The sequence below is a fragment of the Candidatus Methylomirabilota bacterium genome (assembly GCA_027293415.1).
In the GTDB taxonomy this organism is placed as follows: domain Bacteria; phylum Methylomirabilota; class Methylomirabilia; order Methylomirabilales; family CSP1-5; genus CSP1-5.
Genome location: JAPUFX010000175.1, coordinates 1 through 7,709, shown reverse-complemented (window position 1 = coordinate 7,709; position 7,709 = coordinate 1). Strand labels below are relative to the sequence as shown.

Genomic DNA, 7,709 nt, shown 5'->3' with positions numbered 1-7,709 from the left:
ATCGTCCTGAGCATGGTGGAGGATGGGTGGATCCGGAAAGATCTGGCGTTGGAAGATCCGGTCCGGGCGATCAAGGAAATCTCCCACGACGTCACGTGCAAACGGAAGGTACGGTTGAAACGGGGGGTCGAGCTGAGCGGGGTCGAGGTCCAGCGGGAATATCTGGAGATGGCGCTGGCGTACTACCAGGGGCGAGAAGCGTCGCCGCAGGTGTTGGACATCTTGGAGAAGTGGGGGTGGGTCTTAGAGAAGCTCGAGGAGGACCCGTGGCAGCTCCATCGGCATCTGGATTGGGTGATCAAGATGGAGCTGATCCGGTCGTACATGGAGCGGCGGAAGGTGGGATTCGAGGACCAGCGGATCTCGATGCTGGATCTGCAGTTCCACGATATAAAGAGGAGTAGGGGACTCTACTATCTCATGGCCCGGGAAGATATGGTCGACCGGATGTGCACCGATGAGCAGATCGAAGGAGCGATGGTGGAACCGCCCCAAACGACACGGGCGAAGATCCGGAGTGACTTTATCAGGTACGCCACAGAGCGGAACAAATCCTATGATGTCGGGTGGAGCTATCTCAAGCTCAATGATCGGTACCAGCGGACCATCCTCTGCAAGGATCCGTTTCAGTCAAAGGATGCGAGAGTGGAGGAGATGATCGCCTCCTCTTATTATTGAGGCGGGCGAGGGTGTATCTCGTTCCGGGTGGCCCGGTAGCAGGGACGCCCAATTTTTTTTCCGCCAGTAGTTCGCCGTTCCCTGTTGAGTGTGGGGGTTCTCGGCTGATCGCTCACGGCGAACAACTTACTTCTTGGAAAGGAGCGAAGGGGTGAAAGTCAATGTCCAGGTGCAGGACGTTCTCGCCTACCCTGGTGATGCCCTGATTGTCAATCTCTTTGACGGGGTAAGGAAGCCGGGCGGAGCGACCAGGGCTGTGGACGAAGCTTTGGGTGGTCTGATTTCCCAGGTGATCGCTCAGCGAGAGTTTCAGGGAAAGGCAGGTTCTTCCATACTCCTGCATACCCAGGGGAAGCTCAGGGCCGAGCGGGTGCTCGTCATCGGTCTGGGAAAGCAGGAAGAGTTTGGACTCGAATCAGTCCGCGCTGTCAGCGGGGAAGCATTGAGGGTCCTTCGCCGCCATGGGTGTAGGCGGGTAGGGACGATCCTCCATGGGACAGGGGTGGGGGGTCTCGGAATTGAAGAGACGGCACAAGCCATCACCGAAGGGGCTCTCCTTGGCCTGTATACATTCGACCGGTATAAGAAGAAGGAAGAGGATCGCAAGGCCGTCCAGGAGCTCTCTCTTCTTCTCCGGGAGCGAGAGCAGATGGCCAAGGTCCGCGCATCCGCCGCGACTGGTCAGTTCATTGCCGATGCTGTCAACCTCGCCAGGGATCTGGTGAATGAACCCTCCAATAGTCTGACACCGCAGGTTCTGGCTGCTCGAGCGCGGACCATGGCGAAAGCGCAAAAGCTCACCTGCCAGATTCTGGAAAAGCGGCAGCTTGAGCGGATGAGAATGGGAGCCCTCTTAGCAGTGGCGCAGGGAAGTAGCAGATCGCCAGTGCTGCTTGTCCTCTCTTATCAGGGGAGGAGGGGGAAACAGCCGACCTTGGGATTGGTCGGAAAGGGGATCACTTTCGATTCCGGAGGAATCTCGATCAAGCCGAGTGAGGGGATGGAACAGATGAAGGGGGACATGGCGGGCGGAGCGGCGGTCATCGCAGCAATGGGGGCCATTGCGCGACTCAAGCCGGCCATCAATGTGACTGCCATCGTCCCCGCCTGCGAGAATCTTCCCTCTGGAAGCGCCCTCAAACCTGGAGATGTGGTCCAGTCCATGGATGGGAAGACGATTGAGGTAGTAAACACAGATGCCGAGGGGCGCCTGATTCTGGCCGATGCCCTGTGCTATGCGCGAAAGCTCGGGTGCCACCGATTGGTGGACGCGGCCACACTCACGGGGGCGTGTGTTGTGGCCTTAGGCTCGGTCCGGAGCGGGGCCTTCACCAACAATCAGGAGTGGATGGGTCGGGTACAGTCTGCGGCAGAGGCGGTCGGGGAAAAGATTTGGCATATGCCGATGGATGGGGACTACGACGAACAGATTAAGAGCGATGTGGCTGACATTAGAAATATTGGGGGGCGAAAAGCAGGAGCGATTACCGCGGCCAAATTTCTGGCCCGCTTTGTCGGAGAGATCCCTTGGGTTCATCTGGACATAGCCGGCACGAGCCAGGCCGACAAGGAGAAGGGATATACCCCCAAGGGGGCCACAGGGGTTCCCGTCCGAACCCTGATTCGTCTTGCCCTCGATCTCGCCCAGAGCGGCGGCAAGCCGCTGCGCTAGTAGGCTAGGACGCTTAAAAGCATTCTAGCTTTCCAGCCTTCGAGCGTTCTGGCGGTTAGTTAACTTCGATGGTAACGCAAGTCAGAGTCTTGGTGACGCCAGAGATAGTGCGAATCTTGGACAGAACCACCCGCCCTAGGGCGTCCACGTCGGATGCCTCAACAAAAGCGATAATGTCATAGGGACCGGTCACCGCGTGGGCAATCTTTACGCCGGGGATCTTAATGATGGCCTTTAGGGCGTTCTTGGCTTTGTCTGATGCAGCCTCAATGAGCACAAAGGCGGTCGTTGCTGTCATCCCGTCAACCTCCCTGATTCATTTGTCGTTGGCTTTCCTACCCTGAGGCGGGGTCAATCTCTGTCCGGGCCTCTCGTTCCTCTACCCATGCCCACGATACTCTAATCATCGCGCCCGGTGCAACGGAAATCCGCAAACCCTATCCTTATACGAGCAACTTCATCAAGAGCTGGAGGAGAATGGTTCCGATGGCCAGGGGACAGAGATAACGAATGAGCAAAAACCATGGTCGCCCCAGGCTGGGATATGCACTTCCTTCCATCACTGCCGCTAGGGCCTCCTCGGGGGACCAATACCAGCCGACAAAGACACAGAGGAGGAAACCGCCCACCGTGAGAGCGACATTGCCAAATAGCATGTCCATCAGGTCAAGGAAGCCCATCTGGAGTAAGGGAATGCTGGAGAGGAATGTGGAGGCTCCGGTGCTCAGAGCGGCAGGGATGCCCAGGATAAAGGCTCCCCCGCCGACCAGAAAGCAGGCTTTGTGTCTTGTCCACCCTTTCTCGTCTGTCATGTATGCAACGCAGACCTCCAGGAGTGAGATGGCGGAAGTGAGAGCGGCAACCGCCAGGAGCACGAAGAAGAGACCTCCGAAGAGGCCCCCAAAAGGGATCCGCTGGAATATCGCCGGCAGGACTACGAAGACCAGTTTTGGGCCCGCTGTCGGCTCTGCCCCCCCTACGGAAAAGAGGGCGGGGAAAATGGCGAGCCCAGCCAAGAGAGCGATGACGGTGTCAAAAAGGCTGACGGCTGCGGTGGTGACCACTACGTCCTCGCTCTGAGACAGATAACTCCCGTACGTGATCATCGCTCCCATGCCGAGGCTCAGGGAGAAGAAGGCCTGACCGAGAGCCGCTAAAAATGTGGCTGTGGTCACCTTGGAGAAGTCTGGTTTGAGATAAAAGGCAATGCCCGGCCCTGCCCCTTCGAGAGTGACGGCGCGGAGAACGAGAAGTATAAGCATGAGGAAAAGAATAGGCATCAGAATGAACGTCCACCGCTCAATCCCGCGCCGGATTCCACCCATCACGACGGCCACCGTGAGTGCCATGAACAAGGCGTGGTAGGTGAGGACCGACTGGGAATCGCCGACAAAATGCCCGAATAACCTTCCGGTCTCCCCGGGGTCGGTTAGGTGGGTGAAGGCGCCTGTAACAGCCTTAAGGATATAGGCAAGAGTCCAGCCCGCCACCACCGAATAGTATGAGAGGATAGCAAACCCGGTGATGACACCAAGGACTCCCACGTTCCGCCAAGCGGAGTTCGGGGCCGCCCCCTCGAAGGCGCCTACCGGGTTGCGCCGGGTACGACGACCCAGACTTACCTCAGCCATCATCACCGGCAGTCCGATTAGGAGGACGATTAATAGGTAGATCAAGACAAAAGCAGCCCCGCCGTTCTGCCCCGTGAGATACGGAAAGCGCCAAATATTCCCCAAACCGATTGCCGAGCCCGCAGCGGCCAAAACAAAAGCCGTCCGCGACCCCCACGTTTCTCGTCTTAGGTTTCCCGTATTTGGTTCCATGTACTCTCCGGATTCGTCCCCACCGGTCCGCCGTAGGTTCTTACGGTTCGGCTGAAAAGATTGGCGCGTCGCAGCGGAGGCATCGGTGGCTTACAGAGAGGTAATTCAACGATTTGATGTCCGGGGTGATCTGGGAATCCACCTGGTCCGAGATTCCCCTTGGGCACGGCAGGCGAGTGGGCTTGGATGTATCAGGTTTCGTCAAGACTGGAACCGCTGGAGTAAATCCTTTGCCTCCTTGTACGCAGGGTCGATCTCGAGGGCCCGCTTGACACAGCGCAAGGCCCCTAGGGCATCTCCCACCTCTCGGAGGCAAATCGCCTTGTTGAGCCAGGCTTGCTTGAGATTGCTGTCAAGCCTAATGGCCTCGTTAAAGCACTCGATCGCTTCCTGGTATCGCCGTTTGTTGAAAAGGCAGAGGCCTTTGTTATTCCACGCGGCCTTCAGGCGCATAGGGTCCTTGAGCTCACGGATGGCCCGGTCAAGATACTGAATGGCGTGGTCATACTCCTGAATGAGACGCATGACCGCTCCAAATTCCAGGGAGACTTCGGCCTCCGTTGCTGGCTTAGCCCCCGGCAGAGTAAGGAGGTGGGGGGCGTGAAAAGAAAAGAGGGGATGCTTTAGCGTGGATGCCTTTAACTGGATCCTCGCGAGATAAGCTCGGATGTCACGAACGGCCAGGAGGGTCGAGAACTCTTCATGGAGGCTATCGGTAACGACCCGGAGAGACAGGTCGCTTATGAATCGGGTGCGAGCGACCTCCCGGAGCCTCTCCCTTTCTCCGTCCGGGATGAATTTCGCATCCATTTCTCGGTCACTCGAGACATAGTTCTGCGCTGAGGAGATCGTAAACGATAAGGCGGCTGGAGAGATGGATAAGAGATTAATGATTGCCTCGATCTCTTCCCCGGGTAGCTTCAGGCGAAACCGATCCTCGAGATAAGAGGCCAAACCCGTAGTCATCGTCTGCGAAGCAAACCGGGAAGAGAGGAAGCGGAACCGGTATGTACCGGGAAGAAACTGGCGGGCCAGATGTAGGAAGTTTGGGAAACCTCGGTTCAGGCGGTATCGATCCAGTCTGCGGGACTTTCCAGAAGCCGGCTGAGAGCTTACGACCCCCTCTTTTTCTAGCCATTGGAGCAGGAAGAGGATATCTTGAGGCGGTTCACCCAGGGCCTGGGTCAGTTCATCGGCGGTGCGTGGTTCGTACGGGAGGAGTTCGAGAAGGATCCGGTTCCGCAGGCCGAGATCAAGGAGTCGCTTGTCCCTGAGGGCGGCGTCCAGACGCTTGATCTCTTGAGCAATGGTGCCGGGGGCTGGACCGCCTCGCCCTTCGAGGACAATAAAGGCCATCGGGCGTTCATGGACCAGGAGGGTCTGAACCCAAAACAGGTTTCTGCCGAGAAAGGCTAGAAAACCGGATCCTGGAGGGAGAGTTGAGGAGACGGCCACCTCCGCCTCGAGCGCCTTGAGGTCCGAGAGACGGTGGTTTTCGGCGAGGTGGGCGGCGATCGTCTCCGGACTCAGGAGGTGTAGGCCTTGCCGGACATCCTCACCCAAGGTCTGATACCAGCTGAGAACCTTGGGACTAAAGGGAGTGCAAGAGAGGAAGAAACCCCGGAGCTTCTTGGTCTTTTTTCGTTCTCGACGGAATCGGCTGAAGAAGCGTTTGACCTCTTCGAGTGCAATTTCCCTGGAGAGGGCGTGGCATTCAATCAGATAGGGCGTGGCATTCTGTCGTTGCCTTCCGCGGATGTCGAGGAGGGAACCTTTCCCGGTTACCCTGAGGTGCGTACGAATGGGGGAGATCCCGACTGCATCGAGGACCTGACGCATCAGGAGTTCAAAGGCCTGCCCCTTTTCACGCCGGGAAGGGGCTAGTACCTTAATCCATATCACGCCCCTGTCCTCCACCTTGAAAGGTATTCAGGTGATGACTTACTTTTGCCCCTCCTATCAATAAGATGGATGAATAACTGTTACTTTTTACTTCACAAAATATACTGCAACTTCCAGGATTAAAAGAGCTTATGTGTCTCGCCACAAACCGAGAGAAGCCTATGGCCGTTCTTCCTAGCATACCGTGAACGGGCGGGTCAAGAGGAACTTTAACGGGGGGGCTAAAGTGGCGTCCGTAAAGTCAGCAGTTTGCGCCGTTGCCACCTCTCCGGTTGCGCATAGGTTACGGGTGGTTGAACGTCCTCTCCATGGACCAGACACTTCTTTGGAAGAAGTGACCCGGTACTGGGGGAGTTTCCCACCGAAGAACTGCTTGGTAAGATCCTTGTAGAGCTTGGTCAAGGTAATCGTACACGTCCCTGACCTTCCCCCGAAATTTGTTACCGTTGCCACATAACAAAACTATGATTTTCTGCCTGTTCAACCTACACCTAGTCTCTTACGGTTTCGGAGTGGGCGAGGCCTGGAATGGCCGGGAAAAGGGCGAGGAAGGCAGCCAACAGAAAAACCCCCGCAGCTTGCGCCACGGAGGTTCTGTTGGTCTCCTTTGGATGAGTGTTTACCCCGGATCCATGGATGAAACCACCCCGGGGCTAGCTGTTCAACGCCCTTCCAAACGAGAGTCCGTCTTTCGCTGTTCTACTAGGCACGTCCGGTCAGCCGCCTCCTCTGAGGGAATTCGTTGACAGGCGAAGAGGGCTTTGATACTCAGATAAACACAACTATGCAAGAGGTCGAGGGGCCCCAAGGATGTGCCACTCGACAAGGCCGAGACGCCTCAAGGAGGATGAGGTTCCTTCTTGAGGTTTTTATTTTGAAGGTCTGAAATATGCAAACTAAATTGCCTTGCAAGCCCATTCCAGGAGGTGCTTGGGTGGAACAGGGGTAGGTATAGCTCGTAGCCCACTTCCGGTACGATAGACAGCGGCAACCCAAACTCCTCGGGAATGAGCATGGCCCGAAGGGCGTTCTTGCTCTTAATAGGGGTCATAACAAGAAATGGTCCATGTATACAATAACTACATATTGACAGGTGGTTTCTCATAGGTTAGCTTTTCAGTTCCTGGGGGGACACTGCAGGCTGTCGCGTGGGTAATCCCTGGATGGGGGGAGCGAATAGCCCCCCGAGGTAGTAGTAAATTGTTTACCGGGGTGACCATAGCCCCCTGCCCACCGGAATGCACAATCGGAGGCGCAATACCCATTCAGACGCCGTCTCAGGCGGAGCACGTCCTGGCAGGGCGTTTTACTTTTTAGGAGTAAGGTTGCCGGTCTCATGCGGGCCGGTGCATTCCGGGCCGCCGTTCTCATGTTAGGAGGGCCTACCGATGGAAGAGCAGGAAATAGAGCTGATTGATTACCTGAATGTCGTCTGGAAGCGGAAAGGTCTCATTATCGGTGGAACTCTAGTTGTGGCTGCAGCGGCGCTTGTAGTGAGCCTGTCAATGCCCAAATTATATGAGGTCTCCCACACGTTGAAAATTGGGCAGTATGCAAGCGAGACGCGTGAAGACGTCATGCAACACCTGGGGGATCACAGGTTCCTGGAGAACGCAATGGCCAAACTCAACTTG

At 56.5% G+C, this 7,709-nt stretch carries 6 protein-coding genes; 3 read left to right on the top strand and 3 right to left on the bottom strand.

From position 1 onward, the window contains the following. Both O6929_12275 and O6929_12270 read left to right on the top strand, forming a co-directional pair. The coding region (locus O6929_12275; GenBank protein ID MCZ6481163.1) for a proteasome accessory factor PafA2 family protein at nt 1-678 on the top strand (678 nt) is incomplete at its 5' end. A 151-nt stretch (nt 679-829) separates the two neighbouring features. Then, nucleotides 830-2,350 carry a leucyl aminopeptidase gene (locus tag O6929_12270; GenBank protein MCZ6481162.1) on the top strand — a complete coding sequence of 507 codons (1,521 nt, stop codon included), beginning with the start codon at nt 830-832 and terminating at the stop codon, nt 2,348-2,350. Between the two features lie 55 nt (nt 2,351-2,405). On the opposite strand, the gene O6929_12265 is transcribed toward O6929_12270, so the two are convergent. From O6929_12265 to O6929_12255, 3 genes are all read right to left on the bottom strand, one after another. Next, nucleotides 2,406-2,648: an Lrp/AsnC ligand binding domain-containing protein gene (locus O6929_12265; GenBank protein ID MCZ6481161.1), complete on the bottom strand. Its 243-nt coding sequence runs from the start codon at nt 2,646-2,648 to the stop codon at nt 2,406-2,408. A 145-nt stretch (nt 2,649-2,793) separates the two neighbouring features. Then, nucleotides 2,794-4,173: a sodium-dependent transporter gene (locus O6929_12260; GenBank protein ID MCZ6481160.1), complete on the bottom strand. Its 1,380-nt coding sequence runs from the start codon at nt 4,171-4,173 to the stop codon at nt 2,794-2,796. A gap of 201 nt (nt 4,174-4,374) precedes the next feature. After that, nucleotides 4,375-6,075, bottom strand: a complete 1,701-nt coding sequence (locus O6929_12255; protein MCZ6481159.1) for a tetratricopeptide repeat protein — start codon at nt 6,073-6,075, stop codon at nt 4,375-4,377. Between the two features lie 1,388 nt (nt 6,076-7,463). Here O6929_12255 and O6929_12250 point away from each other — a divergent pair. Then, nucleotides 7,464-7,709: Wzz/FepE/Etk N-terminal domain-containing protein (locus O6929_12250; protein ID MCZ6481158.1), on the top strand; the 246-nt coding region annotated here is incomplete at its 3' end.

Excerpts from the sequence above, each read along its gene's own strand:
- O6929_12265 (MCZ6481161.1), bottom strand. The coding sequence starts at position 2,648 with ATGACAGCAACGACCGCCTTTGTGCTCATTGAGGCTGCATCAGACAAA.
- O6929_12260 (MCZ6481160.1), bottom strand. The coding sequence starts at position 4,173 with ATGGAACCAAATACGGGAAACCTAAGACGAGAAACGTGGGGGTCGCGG.